This is a genomic window from Microbacterium sp. CCNWLW41, assembly GCF_037083505.1.
On the sequence record NZ_JBAOJP010000003.1, the window covers coordinates 236,453 to 255,818 of the forward strand.

At 71.4% G+C, this 19,366-nt stretch carries 21 protein-coding genes and 2 tRNA genes; 14 read left to right on the plus strand and 9 right to left on the minus strand.

Annotated elements, in window-relative coordinates; genetic code table 11:
• The first annotated feature begins 14 nt into the window (after positions 1 to 14).
• The 3 genes from V6R91_RS12775 (at position 15) to srmL (ending at position 4,107) form a co-directional block, all read left to right on the plus strand.
• On the plus strand, positions 15 to 1,172 hold the full coding sequence (locus tag V6R91_RS12775) for a DNA polymerase III subunit delta' (protein WP_067250351.1): 1,158 nt from the start codon (positions 15 to 17) through the stop codon (positions 1,170 to 1,172).
• The gene (locus V6R91_RS12780; RefSeq protein ID WP_336395651.1) at positions 1,169 to 2,734 is read left to right on the plus strand and encodes an alpha/beta hydrolase; all 1,566 of its coding nucleotides are present in this window, start codon (positions 1,169 to 1,171) and stop codon (positions 2,732 to 2,734) included. Before V6R91_RS12775 ends, V6R91_RS12780 begins: the two co-directional genes overlap by 4 nt.
• A gap of 257 nt (positions 2,735 to 2,991) precedes the next feature.
• Positions 2,992 to 4,107, plus strand: coding sequence for a PheS-related mystery ligase SrmL (gene srmL / locus V6R91_RS12785; protein ID WP_271061441.1), 1,116 nt, complete (start codon positions 2,992 to 2,994; stop codon positions 4,105 to 4,107).
• Between the two features lie 24 nt (positions 4,108 to 4,131).
• Here the strand turns inward: srmL and V6R91_RS12790 are convergent, their stop codons facing one another.
• Together V6R91_RS12790 and V6R91_RS12795 are read right to left on the minus strand one after the other, a co-directional pair.
• The gene (locus V6R91_RS12790; protein ID WP_271061440.1) at positions 4,132 to 4,434 is read right to left on the minus strand and encodes a DUF7882 family protein; all 303 of its coding nucleotides are present in this window, start codon (positions 4,432 to 4,434) and stop codon (positions 4,132 to 4,134) included.
• A 100-nt stretch (positions 4,435 to 4,534) separates the two neighbouring features.
• Positions 4,535 to 5,209 (minus strand): hypothetical protein, encoded by a 675-nt coding sequence (locus V6R91_RS12795; RefSeq protein WP_336395652.1) that lies wholly within the window; start codon positions 5,207 to 5,209, stop codon positions 4,535 to 4,537.
• Between the two features lie 554 nt (positions 5,210 to 5,763).
• Between V6R91_RS12795 and V6R91_RS12800 the strand changes: the two genes are divergently transcribed.
• Positions 5,764 to 5,967: a cold-shock protein gene (locus tag V6R91_RS12800; RefSeq protein WP_067249177.1), complete on the plus strand. Its 204-nt coding sequence runs from the start codon at positions 5,764 to 5,766 to the stop codon at positions 5,965 to 5,967.
• 292 nt (positions 5,968 to 6,259) lie between these two features.
• The gene (locus tag V6R91_RS12805; RefSeq protein WP_442928121.1) at positions 6,260 to 7,288 is read left to right on the plus strand and encodes a fatty acid desaturase family protein; all 1,029 of its coding nucleotides are present in this window, start codon (positions 6,260 to 6,262) and stop codon (positions 7,286 to 7,288) included.
• Between the two features lie 115 nt (positions 7,289 to 7,403).
• Here V6R91_RS12805 and V6R91_RS12810 read toward each other — a convergent pair.
• Positions 7,404 to 7,476, minus strand: a tRNA-Thr gene (locus V6R91_RS12810).
• A gap of 132 nt (positions 7,477 to 7,608) precedes the next feature.
• Between V6R91_RS12810 and V6R91_RS12815 the strand changes: the two genes are divergently transcribed.
• Both V6R91_RS12815 and V6R91_RS12820 read left to right on the plus strand, forming a co-directional pair.
• Positions 7,609 to 8,187: an isochorismatase family protein gene (locus V6R91_RS12815; protein ID WP_271061436.1), complete on the plus strand. Its 579-nt coding sequence runs from the start codon at positions 7,609 to 7,611 to the stop codon at positions 8,185 to 8,187.
• Positions 8,184 to 8,777: a DUF1697 domain-containing protein gene (locus V6R91_RS12820; protein WP_336395653.1), complete on the plus strand. Its 594-nt coding sequence runs from the start codon at positions 8,184 to 8,186 to the stop codon at positions 8,775 to 8,777. Before V6R91_RS12815 ends, V6R91_RS12820 begins: the two co-directional genes overlap by 4 nt.
• A 14-nt stretch (positions 8,778 to 8,791) precedes the next feature.
• On the opposite strand, the gene V6R91_RS12825 is transcribed toward V6R91_RS12820, so the two are convergent.
• Entirely contained in the window at positions 8,792 to 9,616 is an 825-nt protein-coding gene (locus tag V6R91_RS12825) for an ABC transporter ATP-binding protein (protein WP_271061434.1), read from the minus strand.
• Entirely contained in the window at positions 9,613 to 10,281 is a 669-nt protein-coding gene (locus V6R91_RS12830) for a FadR/GntR family transcriptional regulator (protein ID WP_336395654.1), read from the minus strand. The genes V6R91_RS12825 and V6R91_RS12830 overlap by 4 nt, the downstream gene beginning before the upstream one ends.
• A gap of 163 nt (positions 10,282 to 10,444) precedes the next feature.
• On the opposite strand from V6R91_RS12830, the gene V6R91_RS12835 reads away from it, so the two are divergent.
• Complete coding sequence (locus V6R91_RS12835; protein ID WP_336395655.1) at positions 10,445 to 12,220, plus strand: 2-isopropylmalate synthase; 1,776 nt, start codon at positions 10,445 to 10,447, stop codon at positions 12,218 to 12,220.
• Positions 12,221 to 12,253: 33 nt separating this feature from the next.
• Here the strand turns inward: V6R91_RS12835 and V6R91_RS12840 are convergent, their stop codons facing one another.
• A complete protein-coding gene (locus V6R91_RS12840; protein ID WP_271061432.1) occupies positions 12,254 to 12,514 on the minus strand; it encodes a hypothetical protein in 261 nt (86 codons plus the stop codon).
• A gap of 25 nt (positions 12,515 to 12,539) precedes the next feature.
• Here V6R91_RS12840 and V6R91_RS12845 point away from each other — a divergent pair, with 25 nt between their 5' ends.
• Entirely contained in the window at positions 12,540 to 13,058 is a 519-nt protein-coding gene (locus V6R91_RS12845) for a CGNR zinc finger domain-containing protein (protein ID WP_271061431.1), read from the plus strand.
• Positions 13,059 to 13,076: 18 nt separating this feature from the next.
• On the opposite strand, the gene fdxA is transcribed toward V6R91_RS12845, so the two are convergent.
• Positions 13,077 to 13,406, minus strand: coding sequence for a ferredoxin (fdxA, locus tag V6R91_RS12850; RefSeq protein WP_336395656.1), 330 nt, complete (start codon positions 13,404 to 13,406; stop codon positions 13,077 to 13,079).
• 80 nt (positions 13,407 to 13,486) lie between these two features.
• On the opposite strand from fdxA, the gene soxR reads away from it, so the two are divergent.
• From soxR to V6R91_RS12870, 4 genes are all read left to right on the plus strand, one after another.
• A complete protein-coding gene (gene soxR, locus V6R91_RS12855) occupies positions 13,487 to 13,951 on the plus strand; it encodes a redox-sensitive transcriptional activator SoxR (RefSeq protein ID WP_255218178.1) in 465 nt (154 codons plus the stop codon).
• Between the two features lie 81 nt (positions 13,952 to 14,032).
• Positions 14,033 to 14,632 carry a superoxide dismutase gene (locus V6R91_RS12860; RefSeq protein ID WP_067249201.1) on the plus strand — a complete coding sequence of 200 codons (600 nt, stop codon included), beginning with the start codon at positions 14,033 to 14,035 and terminating at the stop codon, positions 14,630 to 14,632.
• Between the two features lie 129 nt (positions 14,633 to 14,761).
• On the plus strand, positions 14,762 to 16,126 hold the full coding sequence (locus tag V6R91_RS12865) for an FAD-dependent oxidoreductase (protein WP_336395657.1): 1,365 nt from the start codon (positions 14,762 to 14,764) through the stop codon (positions 16,124 to 16,126).
• Positions 16,123 to 16,635, plus strand: coding sequence for a flavin reductase family protein (locus V6R91_RS12870; protein WP_271061429.1), 513 nt, complete (start codon positions 16,123 to 16,125; stop codon positions 16,633 to 16,635). Before V6R91_RS12865 ends, V6R91_RS12870 begins: the two co-directional genes overlap by 4 nt.
• Before the next feature lie 4 nt (positions 16,636 to 16,639).
• Here V6R91_RS12870 and V6R91_RS12875 read toward each other — a convergent pair.
• Positions 16,640 to 16,712: transfer RNA gene (locus V6R91_RS12875), tRNA-Lys, on the minus strand.
• Positions 16,713 to 16,804: 92 nt separating this feature from the next.
• Complete coding sequence (locus V6R91_RS12880) at positions 16,805 to 17,479, minus strand: fasciclin domain-containing protein (protein WP_336395658.1); 675 nt, start codon at positions 17,477 to 17,479, stop codon at positions 16,805 to 16,807.
• 170 nt (positions 17,480 to 17,649) lie between these two features.
• On the opposite strand from V6R91_RS12880, the gene V6R91_RS12885 reads away from it, so the two are divergent.
• Positions 17,650 to 19,359, plus strand: a complete 1,710-nt coding sequence (locus V6R91_RS12885) for a cytochrome c biogenesis protein CcdA (protein WP_336395659.1) — start codon at positions 17,650 to 17,652, stop codon at positions 19,357 to 19,359.
• The last annotated feature ends 7 nt before the right edge of the window (positions 19,360 to 19,366 follow it).

The following is a 19,366-nucleotide window of genomic DNA, read 5'->3' on the forward strand; positions in this document are numbered from 1 at the left end:
GCTAGGCTGAATCCATGCCCGACCCCGTCACCGCCCCCTTTCCGTGGACGGACGTCTGGGGGCAGGAGGAGGCGGTGCGGGCGCTGCGCGCGGCCGCGGCGGATCCGGAGGCCCTCGCGCACGCGTGGCTCATCACCGGCCCGCCCGGATCGGGGCGCTCCACGCTCGCCTACGCCTTCGCCGCGGCTCTCATCGCCGAGGGGCCGGACGACGAGGCGACCATGCGCCAGGTCCTCGCGCGCACGCATCCGGACGTCACGGCCCTGCGCACCGACAAGGTGATCATCACGATCGCCGAGGCGCGCGCGCTCGTCGAGCGTTCCTACTTCGCCCCCTCGTCGGGACGCTACCGCGTCATCGTCGTCGAGGACGCGGACCGGATGGTAGAGCGGACCTCGAACGTCCTGCTGAAGGCGCTCGAGGAGCCGCCGGAGCGGACGGTGTGGATCCTGTGCGCTCCGAGCGAGGCGGATCTGCTTCCCACGATCCGCTCGCGCGTGCGGCCGTTGCGCCTGCGGGAGCCGGAGGTCGACGACGTCGCCCGGCTGATCGTCCACCGCACGGGCGTCTCCCCGGAGATCGCCGAGCAAGCGGCGCGGCATGCGCAGCGGCACATCGGGATGGCGCAGCGCCTGGCCACCGACGAGGCCGCGCGGATCCGCCGTGACGACACCATGCGCGCGGTCCTCGGCGTGCGCGGCGTCGGCGACGCCGTGGAGGTGGCAGGGCGCATCGTCCAGGCGGCGACGGAGGACGCCAAGGCCCTCACCGCCGAGCGGGACGCCGCCGAGCGCGAGTCGCTGCTGCGGACGGTCGGGATCGCCGAGGGCCAGGCCGTTCCGCCGGCGCTGCGAGCGCAGGTCTCCGCGCTTGAGGACGAGCAGCGCAAACGTGCGACCCGGAGCCTTCGCGACGGCATCGACCGCGTGCTCACGGACCTGCAGTCGCTGTTCCGCGACGTCGTGCTGCTGCAGTTCGGTCGCACCGACGACCTGATCAACCGCGAGCTGAGCGATCAGCTCGCCGCGCTCGCGGACGCCTGGCCGGCCACGCGTACGCTGGACGTGCTCGACCACCTGGCGGAGACCAGGGAGTCGCTGGAGCGCAACGTCGCTCCGACCCTCGCCCTCGAGAGCTTGCTCGTCACCGTGACGAGCGGGAGGAAACCGTGAAGAACCGATCGACCCGGCGGATCCGCCGCCTCGCGACCGTCCTGGCGGGCCTCGCCGTCGCCTCCGTCGCCCTCTCCGGATGCCTGTACGCGATGATCCCGCCGGGGACGTCCTCGTCGCCGCTGCCGGAGCGCACCACGGAGCCGGACACGAGCGGCGTGTCCGAGGAGCTGATGCCCTTCTACGCGCAGAAGCTCGACTGGAAGCCGTGCTCGTCCGGGATGGAGTGCACGACCGTCACGGCTCCGCTGGACTGGGCCGCCCCGCAGGCCGGGGAGATCGACCTCGCGGTGGTGCGCCACCGCGCGGAGGGCACGCCGGCCGGTTCCCTTCTGACGAATCCCGGCGGTCCCGGCGCGAGCGGCCTCGACTTCATCTCGGAGAGCATCGACTACGCCGTGGGACCGGACGTCATCGCGGCGTACGACGTCATCGGCTTCGACCCGCGCGGCGTGGGCCAGTCGACGGCCGTGCGCTGCTTCGACGCCGCGGAGATGGACGAGTACCTCTACGCGATCCCCGAGGGCGTGCGCGGCTCCGACGAGTGGACAGCGGAGCTCGACGAGGCCAACGCCCGTTTCGCAGAGGCGTGCGAGGCCAACAGCGGCGGGATCCTGCCGTACATCACGACGGTCAACTCCGCGCGCGACATGGACCTGCTGCGCGCTGTGCTCGGCGACAAGAAGCTGAACTACCTCGGCTACTCCTACGGCACCTTCCTCGGGGCCACCTACGCGAACCTGTACCCGGAGCGCGTCGGTCACCTGGTGCTGGACGGGGCGATCGACCCGGCCGTCTCGGGCCTGGACGTCAGCACCACGCAGGCGCTCGGCTTCGAGTCTGCGCTGCGGGCGTACATGGCCGACTGCCTGTCCGGGAACGACTGCGCGTTCAACGGCACCGTGGACGAGGCGATGGCGGACCTCGGCGCTCTCCTGGCGAGCGTGGATCGGGTGCCGCTGCAGAACGGCGACGGCCGGATGCTGGGCGCCGACGCCCTGATGACCGCGATCATCTCCGCCCTCTACTCGCAGGACAGCTGGTCCTACCTCACGGACGCTCTCAGTGGTGCACTCGAAGGGGATCCGAGCACCGCGTTCTTCCTCGCGGACTTCTACAACGGCCGGACCCAGAACGGCGAGTACGAAGACAACTCGTCGGAGGCGTTCCGGGCCTACAACTGCATGGACTACCCGGTGGAGGACGACCCGCAGGCCGAGGCGGCCGCGAAGGCGCTGATCGCGGAGAAGGCTCCGACGATCGCGCCGTACTGGGAGGGCGCGGATCCGTGCGCCGTCTGGCCCTATCCGCCCACCGGCACCCGCGGAGAGATCACCGCGCCCGGTGCGGGGCCGATCCTCGTCGTGGGCACCACCAACGACCCGGCGACGCCGTACGACTGGTCGGTGTCGCTGGCCGAGCAGCTCGAGGGCGGGGTGCTCATCACCCGCGTCGGGGAAGGGCACACCGGATACAACAAGGGCAACCGCTGCGTCGACGGCGCCGTCGACGACTTCTTCCTCGACAGCACGGTGCCGGAGGACGGCCTGCGCTGCGAGTAGGACGAGCGCGCCTGTACGCCGGGGCCCGGCCGACCCACGTGGTCGGCCGGGCCCTCGCGGTCTCGCGTGCCCACCGCCATCGGCGCGCCGGTGCGGTCGCTGGGTATGCTGGTCCCGTGCTCAGGCAGCAGCGATTTCGGAACCCCCGGCCGGGACATGGCCGCGGGGTCCTCGACGCGCGCAGCTAGCGCCCAGGTCTTCGCAGGTGCGGCCGGGGGAAGCCCCTCCACCCCGACCGACCACCCCGGAGACCTTTCATGTCGAAGACCGACCACCTGACGCCCGCACAGCTCACGCGGGCCCTGTCCATCCGCGATCTCACGGATCCCGTCCAGGGACCGCATGCCGTCCAGGCGCTGCTCGACGGCGTCGTCGACGCTCTCCGCACGTCGTGGGGCTGCACAGTACGGATCGTCCGTTCGTCCCCGCTCGTCCCCGTGCGGGACAACTACGACCGCCTCGGCTACGGCGTCGAGGACGTGACGCGAGCCCGCCGCTACACGCGGTACGTCAACCCCACGGTGATGCTGCGCAGCCATACGAGCGCCCTTCTGCCGACCGCCCTGGAGGACTACGCCGGCGCGGACCGCGTCGATGAGCTGATCGTCGTCCCCGGTCTCGTGTACCGGCGGGACGTCGTCGACCGTACCCACGTCGGGGAGCCTCACCAGGTCGACCTGTGGCGCATCCGCACCGGAGCGACCACGGACGAGGAGATGCGAGAGATGATCGCGCTCCTGGTCGAGGCGGTCCTGCCCGGGGCCGAGTGGCGGGTGACGGACGCGGTGCACCCGTACACGATCGGCGGGAGGCAGATCGACGTTCGTCACGACGGGCGGTGGTTGGAGCTCGCCGAGTGCGGGCGCATCCATCCCGACGTGCTCCGCGGCGCGGGCCTGGACCCCGAGCGGTGGTCGGGACTGGCGCTCGGGATGGGCCTGGAGCGGGCGCTGATGCTGCGCAAGTCCATCCCGGACATCCGCTACCTGCGGGCCACGGATCCGCGGATCGCCGCGCAGATGCTCACCCTCGACCCGTGGCGCCACGTGTCGCCGCTTCCGGCCACTCGCCGGGACCTCTCCGTCGTGGTCGGAGCCGAGGCGGACGAGGAGACCCTGGGCGATCGCATCCGCACCGCCCTCGGGGACGACGCCGAAGTGATCGAGTCCGTCACGATCCTGGCGCGCACCCCGCACGAGGAGCTGCCCGGGTCGGCCCGCGAGCGCCTGGCGACGCGGGCCGGGCAGGTCAACGTCCTGCTGCGGATCGTCCTTCGCCCCATCGACAGGACGCTCACCGCAGAGGAGGCGAACGGGATCCGCAACGCGGTCTACCTCGCCGTGCACGAGGGGCCTGCCCGGGAGCTGATCTGATGCCGAAGGGCCCTGCCGGTGCGCTTACTCCATGTTCTCCGGGACGAGGACGATGCCTCCGGACGAGTGCGAGGAATGCGCGAGGTCGTCGATCCACTTCCGGCTCAGCGGCGGCGGCTCGGGGTCGTCGAACACGAACCGGAGCGGGATGGACGGGTGCAGCCAGATCGTGCTGCGTCCCTCCGGCTGACTGTCGGGGTGCTTCCAGGAGACCGTGAAGCTCTCTTCTCGCCGGAGCTTGGTCGTGATCACGACCTTCAGGTGCGCGAGCGCGCGATCATCGATCTCGATGGCGGTTTCGGGACTGCCGTAGTACAGGGTTCCCATGTCCCGACACACTACGCTCCCGCATCCGTCCCGCACCATGCGAGGACGGAGGAACGATCCTCCGTCCTCGTGCGGTCTTCGTGCTCCCGCGGGCGGCGGGTCAGAGGTCGCTGAAGTCGTTGCCCGGCGCGCTGATGGACTCGAGGACGCCGTTCACCACGTCGTAGCTCACGAAGACGCTTCCGGTCTCTCCCGGGTGCACCAGAGATGAGGTCCCATCGATCGCCTTCCGTTGGGAGACGAAGACCTCGTGGTTGCGGCCGTTCGCGTCATCGGACCAGGTCGAGTCCAGGCCGGCGCCCGTCGCCGCGACCTCGTCGCCGGTCATCCCGACGCTCGCGCCGTCGGACGAGCGCAGAGCGAGCGCGTCGATCTCCGCAGCCCGGAAGCTCACGCTGGCGTCGGACGACTGATCCGCCGTCCCGACGATGACGGCCTCGTCCCACTTCGTGGAGGTGAACCCGTACCGGTCGTCGCGTGTCGTGGCGGTGGGCTCGCCGAGATGGTCGGTCAGCACCGAGGTCACGGCCGCGGCGTCCGAGAGGGGAGCGCTCGTGAGGACGGCGCCGTCTGCGGACACCGCCGACAGGGTGTCGAGGGAAAGCACCAGCGCCGAGGTCTCGGGCGTCTCCTCCGGTGTCGGGGCGGGGGAGGGGCCGGCCCCGGTGCCCGTCGTCGGCGACGTCGAGGGTGTCGGTCCCGCGGCGGACGGGGCGCAGCCGGCGAGCAGAACGGCGGCGAGGGCGAGCGGGACGAGCAGGGAGAGGCGGCGCATGCCCGGATTGTACTCACCGTGTGGGTCTCACCCGTTGCGTGACGAGTCGAGTCGAGACGCGGTGGCCCGGGGGCGTTTCGTCTCGCTGCGCTCGCTCAACGACCGACAGTCCTCCTGGTCGTTGAGTGAGGAGCGCAGCGACGAGTCGAAACGTGGGGACCTGGGGCTGCGGGGCGTTTCGTCTCGCTGCGCTCGCTCAACGACCGACGCCGCAGCAGCGTCCGGAGCCCTGTCCATCCGATGGGGTAGGCTGTCCCCAGGTTGTTGAAGTTGTGTTTCTGCTGGAGCCTGGCTCCAGACCAGCTTCTGGCCCGGGCGATGGCCCGGCGGGTATCCAGTTCAGTGGCTTCGGATGCATCGCGCCCGCGGTGCCCGCTCTGTCGATTGGTTGCCGTATCTGCTCCGCCGCCCTCCTCCGCTCCGGCGAGAACCTGTGCATGATCGGAGCGCCCACGGGAGCTCGCCGATCACCCGACCACCTCAGACTTCCGCCGCGAAATCGCTGCGGATACACGGATCACTCCCGTGGTCCCGGACAACGAAGGAATGACGTCATGGCCACTGGCACCGTCAAATGGTTCAACTCCGAGAAGGGGTTCGGCTTCATCGCGCCCGACGACGGATCCGACGACGTGTTCGCGCACTTCAGCGCGATCACGGGCGACGGCTACCGCAACCTCGAGGAGAACCAGAAGGTCTCGTTCGACTCCGAGCGCGGTCCGAAGGGAATGCAGGCGGCGAACATCCAGGTCATCTGACCTTTCGCACCGAGACGGGTCCTCCGGCGCCGACGCGTCGGGGGACCCGTCTTCGTGTCCGGGGAGAGTGGTGCCTCCCGCCCGACGACGCGCGGGAGGAGTCGTATTCGGTTCGGGGCATGCGAGGACGCGTAGCGTGGCGCGTAGCGATCGGCGTCCGCCCTTGGCTTCCACGGCTCAAGGGCTCCGATCAGAGGAGAGAATCATCTCCCTTTCCCTCACTGCACCATCCCCGGCGGGCACCCTCGGTCCGGTCCGGCAGACCTACGCAGGCGCGGACGCGTTCCCGCCGATGGCGAAGGCGTACACCCAGCTCTCCCGGACCGTCCGGGAGACGGGGCTCCTGTCGCGGACGCCGCTCTTCTACGCCGCCGTCGGCACGGCGCTGACCCTGGGGTTCGCGGCCTGCATCGCGGGCTTCCTCCTTCTCGGCGACAGCTGGTTCCAGCTCCTCATCGCCGCGGCCCTGGGGGTGCTCTTCACCCAGGTCGCATTCCTCGCTCATGAGGCGGCCCACCGGCAGATCCTGACGAGCGGTCCCGCGAACCTCCGGCTCGCACGGGTCCTCGGCGGCGTGGTCGGAATGAGCTACTCCTGGTGGGACTCCAAGCACACCCGTCACCACGGCAATCCGAACCGGGTCGGGAAAGACCCCGACATCGAGGTCGACACGATCTCGTTCCTGGACGAGGACGCCGCCCGCTCGCGAGGGCTCGTCCGGGCGATCACCAGGAGACAGGGCTGGTTGTTCTTCCCGTTGCTCACCCTGGAAGGGCTCAACCTGCACGCGCTCAGTGTGCGTCACCTCCTCTCGCGGGGGCGGATCGCCGGCCGCGGCCAGGAACTGGCTCTGCTCGCCGTCCGCTTCGCCGTCGTGCTCGTCCCGGTGTTCGTTCTGCTTCCGCTGGGCATGGCGTTCGCCTTCGTGGGCGTCCAGCTCGCCGTCTTCGGCGTGTACATGGGGGCGTCGTTCGCCCCCAACCACAAGGGCATGCCGGTCATCGCCGCGGACGCACGCCTGGACTTCTTCACCAAGCAGGTGCGCACGTCCCGCAACATCCGCGGCGGCTGGTGGGCCACCTGGCTCATGGGCGGACTGAACTACCAGATCGAGCATCACCTGTTCCCGAACATGCCGCGGCCGCACCTCTCCCGTGCCCGCGCGATCGTGCGCGAGCACTGCCGCGCCAACGACGTGCCCTACACGGAGACGACGCTCGTCCGGTCGTATGCGATCGTGATCCAGTACCTGAACCGTGTCGGGCTCGCGGCTCGGGATCCCTTCGACTGCCCGATCAGCGCCGAGTACCGCCGCGGCTGAAGCGGTCCGGTGCGCGGTGAGCGGAGCGGGGGAGGACACGTTTCCGATTGGTGAGAGCCCGGAGAACCACGAAGCCCCCGTCCGGACCGGTGTCCTGACGGGGGCTTTCTGTGTGAGCCGCCTAAGGGAATCGAACCCTTGACCTATTCATTACGAGTGAATCGCTCTGCCGTCTGAGCTAAGGCGGCGTGCCACGAGTGGCGCCTGTGCGGCGAACCGCACGAACAACGATCTTACCCTGTCTGGAGCCGTGCTGCGAACCACGCGCCGGATCCCGCGCGGCCGATGCGGGCGCGAGGGTGGGGGCGTACGCTCGTGACATGGCCAGGGCACTGCTCATCGTCGACGTCCAGAACGACTTCACCGAGGGCGGGGCGCTCGCCGTGGACGGCGGCGACGCCGTGGCCGCGGGCGTGTCCGCGTATCTCGCCGATCACGCCGCGGAGTACGACGTGATCGTCGCATCGCGCGACTGGCACGACGCCGACGGCGACAACGGCGGGCACTTCGCCGAGGAGCCCGACTATGTCGATACCTGGCCCGTCCACTGCGTGGCGGGGACGCCGGGAGCCGAGTACGACCCGCTGCTGACGACCGACGCGGTGACCCACCACGTGCGCAAGGGCCAGGGCGTGCCCGCGTACTCGATGTTCGAGGGCGCCACCGAGGCGGGGGAGAGCGTCGCGGAGATCCTCTCTGGGCGCGGCGTCCTCGTCGCGGACGTGGTCGGGATCGCGACCGATCATTGCGTGCGCGCGTCCGCCCTCGACGCGATCGCTCACGGGGTGCGGGTGCGGATCCTCACGGGGCTCGTCGCCGGGGTGGGCGCGGCGTCCTCGGAAGCGGCCCTCGCCGAGCTCGCCCACGCGGGCGCCGAGCTCGTCGAGACGGCCGAGTGAGCACGGCAGCGGCCCCGGACGTCGAGCCGGAGGAGCGCGAAGTCCGGCAGCGGTGCGTCCTGCTGCTGCGTGCGGTGAACGTGAGCGGGCGCAACCGGGTTCCCATGGCGCAGCTGCGCGCGCTGCTGTCCGACCGGCTGGGGCTGGGCGATGTGGCCACGTACATCGCGAGCGGCAACGTGATCTGCCCGGATCCCGGTGACGCCGCTGCACGGGCGGACCTCTGCGAGCGCGTCCGCCTCCTCATCGCCGACGAGTTCGGGGTGGACACCCCGGTGATACTGCGCACCCGCGGACAGCTCCTCGACGCCCTCGACCGCAATCCGTTCCCGGACGCTGCGCACGACAAGCTGTTGCACGTCATGTTCCTCGCCGGACCGCCCGCGGGCGGCGCCGAGGATGCGCTCGCGGCACGGCTGGTGCCGGGGGAGCGGATCGCGCTGTGCGGGGAGGACCTCTGGATCGACTACGCGTCGTCCGGCGTGCACGGCACGAAGCTCACGAAATCGGTCCTCGACCGGGCGCTGGGCGTTGCGGGCACGGCACGGAACGTCCGCACCGTGCGCACTCTCGCCGAGCGGACCGCCTGATCGGGCAGGGCGTTTCAGACCGGGACGGCCCGGACCGCGCGGGCGGACCAGCGGTGGTCCTCGCGGCTCACCGCGATCGGATGGGCGAAGGCCGCGGAGATGGTCTCGGTCGTCACCACGTCTTCGACCGCACCCGCCGCGACCACCCGGCCCTCGGCGACGACCATCGCGTGCGTGGTGCTCTCCGGGAGCTCCTCCAGGTGGTGGGTGACGAGGATCGTCGCGAGGCCGGGCTCGCGGCGTCCGAGATCGTCCACGGTCTCCAGGAACTGCTCGCGCGCGGCGACGTCCAGCCCGGTCGTGGGCTCGTCCAGGAGGAGCAGACGCGGGTCGGCGATGAGGGCGCGGGCGATCAGCGCTCGTCCCCGCTCGCCCTGGGACAGCAGCGGCCAGGCGGTGCGTCGGCGGTGGGACAGCCCGACCCCGTCGATCTCCCTCGCGGCGCGGGCACGCTGCGCGTCGGTGGCGACCCAGCGCATCGGCGTCTCCACGGTCCCGGTGATCCCCGTCAGGACCACGTCCTCGACGGTCAGCGGGCTGCGCAGCGGGTGGCGCGGGTCCACGTGGCCGATCTCGCGCCGCAGCTCCTGCAGGTCCACGCGCCCCAGCCGTCGGCCCAGGACATCCACGGTGCCGGAGCTGGGATGCGTGCGCGCCCCGCAGAAGCCGAGGATCGTGCTCTTGCCCGCGCCGTTGGGCCCGAGCAGCGCCCAGTGCTCGCCCCGGTGCACGGCGAGGTCGATGCCGTGCAGGATGGTGTTGCCGTCGCGTCGGAAGACGACGCCGCGCAGCTCCAGGACGCGGTCGGCGGGGGAAACGGATCCGAGGGCCGTGCTCATGCGAGGGCCTCCGCGAGACCGGTCAGGTGCGCACGACTGCGCCGCGCCGCCTCCGTCGCGTCCCGGTCGGCGATGCTCGCGGCGAGCTCCTCGTGCGCCCGGTGGTCGGCCTCCGTGTCGTGGGCGCCGCGGATCCGCAGCATGTCGACCATGGCGGGGCGCAGGCGCGGCGTGAAGCCGTCGAACATCTCGCCGAGGATCGGGTTGTGCGCCGCGGCGACGATGCTGCGGTGGAACGCCATGTCCGCATCCACGGAGGACTCGATCGACGCGTGCTCCCCGGCACGGGCGCCCAGCGCCCGCCGGATCGCACGGAGATCCGCGGGAGTGCGACGCACGGCGGCGAGCGCGGCCGCCTCGGACTCGATGGCGACGCGCGCCTCGATGACCGAGAGGATGTCGGCGCGCTGCAGCACCGCATCCCAGTCCTCCGCGGCGTCCAGGGCCGCGACGAACACGCCGGCCCCCTGCCGGCTCACGAGGACCCCGCGACCCGCGAGCTGGCGGATCGCCTCCCGCACCGTGGAGCGTCCGACCCCGAGCTGCGGGCCCAGGGTCGTCTCTCCGGGAAGACGCGCGCCCAGAGCCCACTCGCCGGCGCGGATCCGATCGAGCAGGAGGGCCGCTGCCTGATCCGCGAGAGTGCCCCGGACGACCTGTCTCATGTCATTCCTATCTGCTTGTCTGAGGAGTTGTGCTACATTCTAGCCATGCTCGCGGGCATCCTCCTCCTTCGCTGCCACGGCGGGGCCTGATCGACCGGACCCCCTCCGTGGGGGTTCGACGTGTGCCGGTCGTCTCATCGATCCCGACCAGAAGGACCCGGACATGCCTCATCCCACCCTCTCGACCCCGCGTGGCCCCCGCCCCGCCGACGCTCCGGCCTGGAACCGTCAGCGTCACTCCCAAATGCCGTCGCACCGCTACGCCGACGTGCACTCCCGTGTGGAGGTCCCGCTCGTCGAGCGGACCTGGCCCGACCGTCGGCTGGAGCGCGCGCCGCTGTGGGTGCCCGTCGACCTCCGCGACGGCAACCAGGCCCTCGCCGAGCCGATGGATCCCCTCCGCAAGCGACGCTTCTTCGAGCTCATGGTCGCCATGGGGTACAAGGAGATCGAGGTCGGCTACCCGTCGGCGAGCCGCACCGACCACGACTTCGTGCGGCTGCTCGCCGAACAGCCGCTCGCGCCCGACGACGTGACCATCGTCGTGTTCACGCCGGCGCGGGCCGACCTCATCGCGAAGACCGTCGAATCGATCCGTGGGATCCGCAACGAGGTCGTCATCCACATGTACACCGCGACCGCCCCCGTCTGGCGCGACGTCGTGCTGGGGCGGGATCGAGAAGAGCTGCTGCGGCTCATCCTCGACGGCGCCCGGGAGGTCCGTGACCGCACGGCTTCCCTGGCGAACGTCCGGTACGAGTTCTCGCCCGAGGTCTTCAACCTCACCGAGCCGGACTTCGCGATCGAGGTGTGCGACGCGGTGACCGCGCTGTGGGAGGCGTCGCCGGACCGTCCGGTGATCCTGAACCTGCCGGCCACCGTCGAGATCGCGACGCCGAACGTCTACGCGGACCAGATCGAGCACATGCACCGCAGCGTGGCGCGTCGCGACGGCGTCATCCTGTCCGTGCACCCGCACAACGACCGCGGGACCGGCGTCGCCTGCGCGGAGCTCGCGGTCCTCGCCGGCGCCCAGCGCGTCGAGGGGTGCCTGTTCGGCAACGGTGAGCGCACCGGCAACGTCGACCTGGTGACGCTCGCGCTGAACCTCCACGCCCAGGGCGTCGATCCGATGATCGACTTCTCCGACATCGACGAGATCCGCAGGGTCGTCGAGCACAGCAACCGCATCGAGGTCCATCCGCGCCATCCGTACGTCGGCGACCTCGTCCACACCGCCTTCAGCGGCACGCACCAGGATGCGATCCGGAAGGGCTTCGCGGAGCACCGGGAGCGGGCGCGCTCGACCGGCGTCGCGGAGCGGGAGATCGCCTGGCGGGTGCCCTACCTGCCGATCGACCCGGCGGACATCGGGCGCAGCTACGACGCGGTGATCCGCGTGAACTCGCAGTCCGGCAAGGGCGGGATCGCGTACCTGCTGGAGAGCGAGTACGGCGTCGAGCTGCCCCGCCGCCTCCAGATCGACTTCGCCCGGCACGTGCAGGAGCACGCGGACGAGGCCGGGGACGAGATCTCCGCGGCGGCCCTGTGGGACATCTTCACGACGGCATACCTCGCCTCGCCCGCCTCAGCGGTCGCGCTCGCCGGGTTCGACGTGGCGGAGGAGGACGGGCGCTCGCGCACCCGGGTGATGCTGGAGGCGGACGGCGGCCGGGCCGACTCGGTGTTCGACGACATCGGGCCGGTCGAGGCACTCGTGGCGGCGCTGGCGGAGCGCGGCATCCCGGTCGACGTGCTGAGCCTGCACCAGACGAGCCTCGACCGGGGGAGCGATGCGCAGGCGCTCACGATGCTCGAGTATCGCCGCGGCGACGAGGTCGCGTGGGCGGCGGGCGTGCACGCCTCCACGCTCGGGGCCTCCCTCGCGGCGGTGATGGCCGCGGCGGCGCGAGCGTCCGCAGCGGTCCCGGCGGTCTGAGGCGGCGGTGCGCACGACCCGCGGGTCCGGTCGTCAGCGGCCGGGCGCCGCGGGCGTGCGCGGAGGCGGGGTGTCGGCGGGCGCGCCGATGCCCCGGCTCACGGCGAGCGGGGGCAGGGCCGGCGTGGGGACGAGATCGACCCGTCGGGTGCCGCAGGCGGCGCAGCGCACGTACACGATCACGCCCTCCGAGGTGGGATGGCGGGACTCGGAGATCCACCCGTGCTCGTGCCGGGCGGCGGTGCGCTCGACGGGGGCCGGCAGAGGGACGGGACGCGTGGCGGGAGCGGACATGAGCCCAGGATGATGTAATGGGCTTATGCATCTCAACCCTTACGGTGAGTACGCGACGCTCCTGGCCGCGTCGCTGGCGGACGACTGGCCCGCGGACCGCGCAGGGATCGAGGCGCGCACGCGGCGGTTCGGCATGACCATGGTCTTCCGGGCCGCCCCGGACGACCATGAGCGCACGCGCGCCGTGATCGACGAGTGGCTGCGGGTCGTCGACGCCGAGGACCCGGCGGATCGCGCCGTCCTCCTGAACCGGATGATGGCCGAGGCCGCCGCGCATCCGCACCTCACCGACCACGACGGCGAAGGCTGGCACCTGCACTACCGGGATCCGGACGACGCCCTGCCGTACGTGCTGCGCGCCGTCATCGCCGTGGGGACGGCGCTGCATCTGGCCACGCGAGGCATGCACCGGCTCGGTCGATGCGCGGCCGATCCCTGCACCAACGTCATCGTGGACATCACCCGCAACGGTCGGCAGCGCTACTGCTCGGTCCGCTGCGCCAATCGGGACGCCGTCCGTCGGCATCGGGCCCGCCGGGTCTGACGCGGGCCCGGTGCCACCTCAGTCCTCGTTGTGCTCCTGCGGGGGCAGGGCGGCGATCAGCGGGTGGTCGTACGGGAGCGGGCCGGTCCGCGCGGCCCCGCCGGGGGATCCGATCTCGTCGAAGAACTCGACGTTCGCCTTGTAGTAGTCCTGCCATTCGTCAGGGAGATCGTCCTCGTAGAAGATGGCCTCGACCGGGCACACGGGCTCGCACGCCCCGCAGTCCACGCACTCGTCCGGGTGGATGTAGAGGGAGCGCTCGCCCTCGTAGATGCAGTCCACGGGGCACTCGTCGATGCACGCGCGGTCCTTCAGGTCCACGCACGGCAGCGCGATCACGTAGGTCATGGGTGCTCCCGCCCTCCTTCTCGTCCGGTCCTTCACCGTAAGATCTCAAGTGCACTTGAGGTCAAATCGAAGGAGGACCCGTGGTTGCCGCGCACGAGCCGGAGGAGCTGCTGACGATCGGGGAGATGAGCGCGCGCACGGGTGTCGCCGTGTCGGCGCTGCGCTACTACGAGGACCTCGGGCTCATCGCGTCCGTGCGCACCGCGGGCAATCAGCGTCGATTCGCGCGGCACATGCTGCGCCGCGTCTCGCTGATCGCGGTGGCGAAGAACCTCGGCATCCCGCTGACCGACGTCCAGGAGGCGTTCGCCGCCGTGCCGCTCGACAGGACGCCGAGCCACGAGGACTGGCAGCGCGCGTCGCGGGCGTGGAAGCGCCAGCTCGAGGAGCGCCGCCGACGCCTCGAGCGGCTGGAGCACGAGCTGACCGGGTGCATCGGCTGCGGCTGCCTGTCCATGAAGGCCTGCGCGCTGCTGAACCCGGGCGATGCGCTCGCCGCTCTCGGGGCGGGGCCGCGCCGTTTGGCCGACGCGGACGACGAGTGAGCGGTGACGCGGATCGGTCGATTTGACCTCAAGCGCACTTGAGGTTTTACGGTGGATGCGACCCTTTCGGAAAGGAATCGCATGGCCGTCTACACACTGCCCGAGCTGCCCTACGACTACTCCGCCCTCGCGCCGCACGTCTCGGCGCGGATCATGGAGCTGCACCACTCCAAGCACCACCAGGCGTACGTCACGGGCGCGAACACCGCGCTCGAGCAGCTGGAGGAGGCGCGCGAGAGCGGCGACCTCGCCGCCGTGAACAAGCTGGAGAAGGACCTGGCCTTCAACCTCGGCGGGCACCTGAACCACTCGGTGTTCTGGCAGAACATGTCCCCGGACGGCGGCGGCCGGCCCGAGGGCGAGCTCGCGGCGGCGCTCGATGACGCCTTCGGCTCCTTCGAGAAGTTCCAGGCGCACTTCACCGCGACGGCCCTCGGCGTCCAGGGCTCCGGATGGGCCGTGCTCGCCTGGGACCGTCTCGGCGCGAAGCCGCTGGTGTTCCAGATGTTCGATCAGCAGAGCAACGTGCCGCTGGGCGTCACACCGCTGCTACAGCTGGACGTCTGGGAGCACGCCTACTACCTGGACTACCAGAACGTCCGGGCTGACTACGTGAAGGCGTTCTGGGAGATCGCGAACTGGTCCGACGTCGCGGCGCGCTTCGCCGCCGTCGCCAACTGACGCGCCCGGCCATCCGCCGCCGCGCGCGGACGCCCGCATCCGGGCGCCCGCCTGGGCCGGTCGTCGCGCGCCCACGAGGACGACGCCGGCCGGCCCCCACCGATCCCCGTACCAGAGAGCCCATCGCGCATGATCCGTCCCCTCAACGTCGCCGTCGTCGGCGCCGGCCCCGCCGGCGTGTTCACCGCCGACATCCTCCGCCAGCAGCCCTTCGCCACCCGTGTCGACCTGTTCGAGCGGCTCCCGGTGCCGTTCGGCCTCGTCCGCTACGGCGTCGCCCCCGACCACCCCCGCATCAAGGCGATCATCGACTCGCTCCATGCGGTCCTCGACCGGCGGGACATCCGGCTCGTCGCCGGCGTCGACGTCGGCACGGACATCGGCATCGACCGGCTGCGCGCGGCCTATGACGCCGTGATCCTGACCACCGGGGCCGACGACGACGCGCCACTGCCGATCCCGGGTGTGGACCTGCCCGGATCCTTCGGCGCGTCCGCGTTCGTCTCCTGGTACGACGCGCACCCCGACACCGCCCGGGAGTGGCCGCTGGACGCGGAGCACGTGGCCGTCATCGGTGCGGGCAACGTGGCGCTGGACGTCACACGGATGCTCGCCAAGCGCGCCGACGACCTGCTCGCCACCGAGATCCCGGACCACGTCCACGAGGGTCTGCGTCGCAGCCGGATCACCGACGTGCACGTGTTCGCGCGCCGGGGGCCGGCGGAGGCCGCGTTCTCGCCGCTGGAGCTGCGCGAGCTCGGCGAGGTGGCGGACGTCGACGTGATCGTGGACCCGGCGGACATGGTCTTCGACCGTTCCAGCGAGGAGCTCATGAAGAGCTCGAACCAGCGGAGGATCGTCGCGCGCACCATTCGGGAGTGGTCGGAGCGGGATCCGGCGACGCGCACGGCCTCGCGGCGCGTCCACCTGCACTTCATGCAGGCGCCGGTGCGGCTGGACGGGACCGATCGCGTGGAGGGCATCACGGTGGAGCGGACGCGGCACCTCGTCAACGGGACCGTCGAAGGCACGGGGGAGCTGCGCCACTACCCGGTGGGTCAGGTGTATCGCGCCGTGGGGTATGCGTCGAGCCCGGTGCCGGGCGTGCCCTTCGATCCCGAGCGTCGCCGCATCCCGAACGAGCAGGGGCGCGTGCTGGACAGCGCCGGGACGCCGATCCCCGGTCTGTACGTCAGCGGCTGGATCAAGCGGGGGCCGGTGGGGCTGATCGGGTCGACGAAGTCCGACTCGCTGCAGACCGTCTCCCAGCTCGTCGCGGATCTCGAGCGGCGCCCGCTCGACGGGCCGGACCGGGATCCGCTTCCCCCGCTGCGGGAGGCCGCCGGCGTCACCGCGGTCGACTGGGACGGCTGGCTGCGGGTCGACGCGCACGAGCGCGCGCTCGGCGCCGAACGCGGGCGGGAGCGGATCAAGGTCGCGGACCGGGAGGAGCTCAGGGACATCGCCGCCCGGGCCGAGGCGGTGGTGGCGTGAGCGCCGTCGATCCCTCGCTGTACGACAGCTTCGCCCGTTACGGCAGCGGCATCACCCTCGTCGCGACCCGCGGCGACGACCACGATCTCTTCTTCATCGCCGCGTCGGTGCTCACGGCGTCGGTGAACCCGTTCACCCTCGCCGTCTCCGTCGGGCAGGATCGCGACGCGTTGCCCGCGATCACGGCCGGCGCGCCGTGGGCGGTGTCGGTGCTCGCCGCGCACCACCTGCCCCTGGTGCGGCGGCTCACCTCTCCGGGCACGCGCGCCGAGCGTCTGGACGCGCTGGGCGAGGCGGGCGCCGTCGCCTCCGCGGAGGGACCGCTCTTCCTTCCCGATGCGCTCGTGACGCTGTGGTGCACGACCCACTCGACCACGCCCGTCAACGACCAGATGCTGCTCGTGGGGGAGGTCACGCGCGGCAGCGCTCCCGAGGAGGGGGTGCCGCTCCTGCGCTGGAACCGCGCCTTCCACACCACGACGCGGCTCGCCGTGCCGTCCGCCGCCTGACCGGTGGGCCCCGTGGGGCTCGAACCCACGACCCGCGGATTAAAAGTCCGATGCTCTGCCAACTGAGCTAGAGGCCCGTGCGACCATTCTATGGCGCACGCCGACGGCCCCCGGCGCCGTCGCGCCGGGGGCCGCCGCCCGCGCCCGCCCCCGGAGGCGCGGGCAGCGGTCACTGCGCCGGAGGCATCAGGACCGAGTCCACGAGGTACACGGTGGCGTTGGCGGTCTGGACGCCGCCGCAGATCACGGAGGCTCCGTTCACCATCAGGTCGTCTCCGCTGCCGGTGACCTCCACGTCCGCGCCCTGCACCGTCTTGTGCGTGCCGGGGATCGCGTCCGGGGCGATCTGTCCGGGGACGACGTGGTACGTGAGGATCGACGTCAGCGTGGCGCTGTCCGTCTTCAGGCCCTCGATGGTTGCCGGATCGATCTTCGCGAACGCGTCGTCGACCGGTGCGAACACGGTGAACTCGTCCCCGTTGAGGGTGTCGACCAGGTTCACGTCGGGGTTGAGCTGGCCGCTCACCGCGGACACCAGCGTGGTGAGCAGCGGGTTGTTCGACGCGGCCACGGCCACGGGATCCTGGGACATCCCCTGGACCGATCCCGGGCCGTCCGGGACCTCGGACGCATAGGCCGCGCAGCCGGGGCCCACGAGATCCGCCGACGGGTCGGCCATCGACGGCATCGCCGAGGGCTCCTCCGAGGGGGAGCTGGGCATCGACGACTCGGACGTCTCGGAGCCGGACGACCCGGACGATCCCATCGCGCAGCCGGACAGGGTGAGCGCCCCGGCGAACACGAGGGCGGTCACCACGACGATCTTCTTCTTGGTGCTGAACATCTCTCCACCTCCGGTGGTGATGCGCCGCGGGCCTCTCCTGCGGCGTCGTGTGCTGTTCGGCGCCGCCGGCGGATCGGATGGGAAGCGGATTCGCGTCGGGACCGAGGGCCGCGCCGGACCAATCCGAACCCGGCCCGGCCGCGAACAGCCCGTGACAGGAACGGGGACTCATGGACGTCGTCATCATCGGTCTGCTCGGCGGGCTCATCACCGGCATCTCGCCGTGCATCCTGCCGGTGCTGCCGGTCATCTTCCTCACCGGCGGCGCCCAGTCGGCACGGTTCGAGGAGGAGACCGCACCGGCGGGCCGCGCACGGCCCTACCTCGTGATCGCGGGGCTGGTGACGAGCTTCACCGCGGTCACCCTCGCCGGCTCGCTCCTGCTGGGACTGCTCGGGCTTCCCCAGGACCTGATCCGCTGGATCGGGATCGTCGTGCTCGCGCTCCTCGGGGTCGGACTGCTCTTCCCCGGCGTGGAGAGGCTGCTGGAGAAGCCGTTCCAGTGGATCCCGCGGCGCAACGTCGAGAACCGGGGGAGCGGCTTCGGCGTGGGCCTCGCGCTCGGCACGGTCTTCGTCCCGTGCGCGGGACCCGTGCTCGCCGCGATCATCGTCGCCGGGGCGACCGGTCGGATCGGCCCGGAGACGGTGCTGCTGACCGTGTCGTTCGCCGTGGGGGTCGCGGTGCCGCTGCTCGCCTTCGCCCTCGCCGGACGCGGGCTGATCGAGCGCATCCGGGCGTTCCGCACCCGGGAGCGAGGACTCCGGATCACCGCCGGGGTCGCGATGATCGCGCTCGCCGTGGGGCTCGTCTTCAACGTTCCGCAGCTGATCCAACGGCTTATCCCCGACTACACCGCGTCCTTCCAGGAGGGGCTGACCTCCTCGGAGGGCGGGCAGGAGGCGCTCGGGCTCGGCGGGCTGGTCACCGACGAGAACCGGGACCTCGACCGGTGCGTCCCGGGGTCAACGGAGCTCGCCGAGTGCGGGACGGCTCCCGCGCTGCGCGGCATCGAGACGTGGCTGAACACGCCGGACGGCGCCGCCGTCGACCTGGCGGCGCTGCGCGGACGTGTCGTGCTCATCGACTTCTGGGCATACTCCTGCATCAACTGCCAGCGCTCGCTGCCGCACGTCGTGGCCTGGGACGAGGCCTACCGGGACGCCGGGCTGCAGGTGATCGGCGTCCACTCGCCGGAGTACGCGTTCGAGAAGGATCCCGCGAACGTCGCCGCCGGGGCGGAGTCGTTCGGGATCGACTACCCGGTGGGCCTCGACAACGCGCTGTCGACCTGGACGGCCTACCGCAACCGGTACTGGCCCGCGCACTACCTCATCGACGCGGAGGGCGTCGTGCGGCAGATCTCGTTCGGCGAGGGCGGGTACGCGACGACCGAGGACCACATCCGCGAGCTTCTGACCGAAGCGGACCCCGGCCTGGTCCTGCCCCCGCGCACCGATGTGGCCGACGAGACCCCCGAGGTCGGATCCACGACCCGGGAGACCTTCCTGGGGTCGGCCAAGGACGTGAACTTCGCCGGGCCCGGGCCGTACCGCGCCGGCGTTGTCGACCACGAGTTCCCGGCGACGCAGCCCGACGACACCTTCGCCCTGCACGGACGATGGGACGTCCGGACGCAGTTCGCCGCGCCGGTGGGGGAGGCGGGGCGGGTCCGGTTGGACTTCCGGGCCGCGGAGGTGCGCACGGTGCTGGCCGGCGAGGGCACGATCACGGTGCAGGACGGCTCGCGCACGACGCGGATCGAGGTCTCCGGCACGCCCCGGTCCTACGCCGTGGTGCCGCCGGGGGAGAGCCGTCGCGGGGTCCTCGAGGTGGAGGTCCCTCCGGGCGTGCAGGTCTATTCCTTCACCTTCGGCTGAGCGCCTC

Bases quoted from the DNA above. Each gene is read 5' to 3' on its own strand.
- V6R91_RS12775 (WP_067250351.1), top strand. From the start codon at position 15: ATGCCCGACCCCGTCACCGCCCCCTTTCCGTGGACGGACGTCTGGGGG.
- srmL (WP_271061441.1), top strand. From the start codon at position 2,992: ATGTCGAAGACCGACCACCTGACGCCCGCACAGCTCACGCGGGCCCTG.
- V6R91_RS12790 (WP_271061440.1), bottom strand. From the start codon at position 4,434: ATGGGAACCCTGTACTACGGCAGTCCCGAAACCGCCATCGAGATCGAT.
- V6R91_RS12795 (WP_336395652.1), bottom strand. From the start codon at position 5,209: ATGCGCCGCCTCTCCCTGCTCGTCCCGCTCGCCCTCGCCGCCGTTCTG.
- V6R91_RS12800 (WP_067249177.1), top strand. From the start codon at position 5,764: ATGGCCACTGGCACCGTCAAATGGTTCAACTCCGAGAAGGGGTTCGGC.
- V6R91_RS12805 (WP_442928121.1), top strand. From the start codon at position 6,260: ATGGCGAAGGCGTACACCCAGCTCTCCCGGACCGTCCGGGAGACGGGG.
- V6R91_RS12815 (WP_271061436.1), top strand. From the start codon at position 7,609: ATGGCCAGGGCACTGCTCATCGTCGACGTCCAGAACGACTTCACCGAG.
- V6R91_RS12825 (WP_271061434.1), bottom strand. From the start codon at position 9,616: ATGAGCACGGCCCTCGGATCCGTTTCCCCCGCCGACCGCGTCCTGGAG.
- V6R91_RS12830 (WP_336395654.1), bottom strand. From the start codon at position 10,281: ATGAGACAGGTCGTCCGGGGCACTCTCGCGGATCAGGCAGCGGCCCTC.
- V6R91_RS12835 (WP_336395655.1), top strand. From the start codon at position 10,445: ATGCCTCATCCCACCCTCTCGACCCCGCGTGGCCCCCGCCCCGCCGAC.
- V6R91_RS12840 (WP_271061432.1), bottom strand. From the start codon at position 12,514: ATGTCCGCTCCCGCCACGCGTCCCGTCCCTCTGCCGGCCCCCGTCGAG.
- V6R91_RS12845 (WP_271061431.1), top strand. From the start codon at position 12,540: ATGCATCTCAACCCTTACGGTGAGTACGCGACGCTCCTGGCCGCGTCG.
- fdxA (WP_336395656.1), bottom strand. From the start codon at position 13,406: ATGACCTACGTGATCGCGCTGCCGTGCGTGGACCTGAAGGACCGCGCG.
- V6R91_RS12860 (WP_067249201.1), top strand. From the start codon at position 14,033: ATGGCCGTCTACACACTGCCCGAGCTGCCCTACGACTACTCCGCCCTC.
- V6R91_RS12865 (WP_336395657.1), top strand. From the start codon at position 14,762: ATGATCCGTCCCCTCAACGTCGCCGTCGTCGGCGCCGGCCCCGCCGGC.
- V6R91_RS12880 (WP_336395658.1), bottom strand. From the start codon at position 17,479: ATGTTCAGCACCAAGAAGAAGATCGTCGTGGTGACCGCCCTCGTGTTC.
- V6R91_RS12885 (WP_336395659.1), top strand. From the start codon at position 17,650: ATGGACGTCGTCATCATCGGTCTGCTCGGCGGGCTCATCACCGGCATC.